The organism is Nocardia sp. NPDC041819 (assembly GCF_055590505.1).
Genome location: NZ_JBVJAP010000062.1, coordinates 1 through 1,300, shown reverse-complemented (window position 1 = coordinate 1,300; position 1,300 = coordinate 1). Strand labels below are relative to the sequence as shown.

The window sequence follows — 1,300 nt, the reverse complement described above, 5'->3', positions numbered from 1 at the left end:
TCCCTAAGGTTGTAGGTGTCTGGGGTTGGTGCCCTGGATGCCCAGGGCGGTGGGGTGTAGCTGATTTGTGTTTGCCTTGGTTGAGGCTTGAAAGGACTGGCTGCCCTATCGCTTTGGACGCTCCGGCTGCTGATTGAGAGCTGATGCGGATCGTCGCTGTTTAGGGATCTGACGGCGGGGCTGTCCTCGGGCCGAGACTGTGACGGCAGGAGTCGCCAGGTGAGCGATCACCCGGAGTTGTGGGTGGGCATCGACGTCGGCAAACAGACGCATCACGCGTGCGCGATCGACCCGGACGGGAAGGTGGTGTTCCGGCGCAAGCTCGGCAACGACCAGCGCGCGATCGAGCACCTGATCGCTCAGGCCGGCAAGACCGCCACACGGGTGCAATGGGCCATCGATCTGACCAGTCCAATGGCGTTGATGCTGATCACGATCCTTGTGACGACCGAGCAAGCGGTGACGTATGTGCCCGGCCGGGTGGTGAACACCATGACCGGAGGGTTCCGCGGCGAGGGCAAGACCGACAGCAAGGACGCCCGGGTCATCGCCGAAACCGCCCGGCTGCGCAGGGACCTGACCGAGGTCGTCATGCCCGATGAGCTCGTCGCCGCGCTCGGGCAGCTGACCAGCTACCGCACCGACCTGATGGGCGACTGGGTCGCGGGGATCAACCGGCTGCGCGCGCTGCTGGGCTCGATCTTCCCGGCCCTCGAGGCCGCGTTCGACTACTCCAACCGGACCCCGCTGGTTCTGGTCGCCGGACTGTGCACCCCGACCGAGATCCGGGAAGCCGGAATCGGCGGTGTCACAACATATTTGCGTGAAAACGGTGGCTGGCCCGCCGTGATCGCCAAGACCGCAGCGACCGCGCTGGCCGCCGCCGAGGCGCAGACGATCACGCTGCCCGGCCAAGCCGACACCTCGATGCTGATCAAGCGACAAGCACGAAAGCTGCTCGATCTCGACCGCGAGATCAAAGAGCTCGACAAGTTGATCACGACCCGATTCCGCACTCACCCGTGGGCGAAGATCATCGAGTCGCTGCCCGGCATGGGTCCTGGCCTCGGCGCGGAGTTCCTCGTGGTCACCGGTGGTGACCTTGCCGCGTTCGGCAGCTCCGGCCGACTGGCGTCCTACGCCGGGCTCGTACCCGTTCCCCGCGATTCCGGACGCGTCACCGGCAATCTGCACCGACCCAAGCGCTACAACCGGCGCCTGCGTCACGTGTTCTACATGGCAGCACTGTCCAGCCTGCGCGTCCAGGGCCCGTCGCGGCAGTTCTACGACCGCAAGCGCG

1 protein-coding gene is annotated in these 1,300 nt (G+C 65.8%); it reads left to right on the top strand.

Translation table 11 applies throughout. The features are described 5' to 3' along the window. Nucleotides 1–219: 219 nt before the first annotated feature. Nucleotides 220–1,300 (top strand): IS110 family RNA-guided transposase (locus ACZ6DL_RS38115; RefSeq protein ID WP_466058608.1); only part of this gene is annotated, 1,081 nt, incomplete at its 3' end.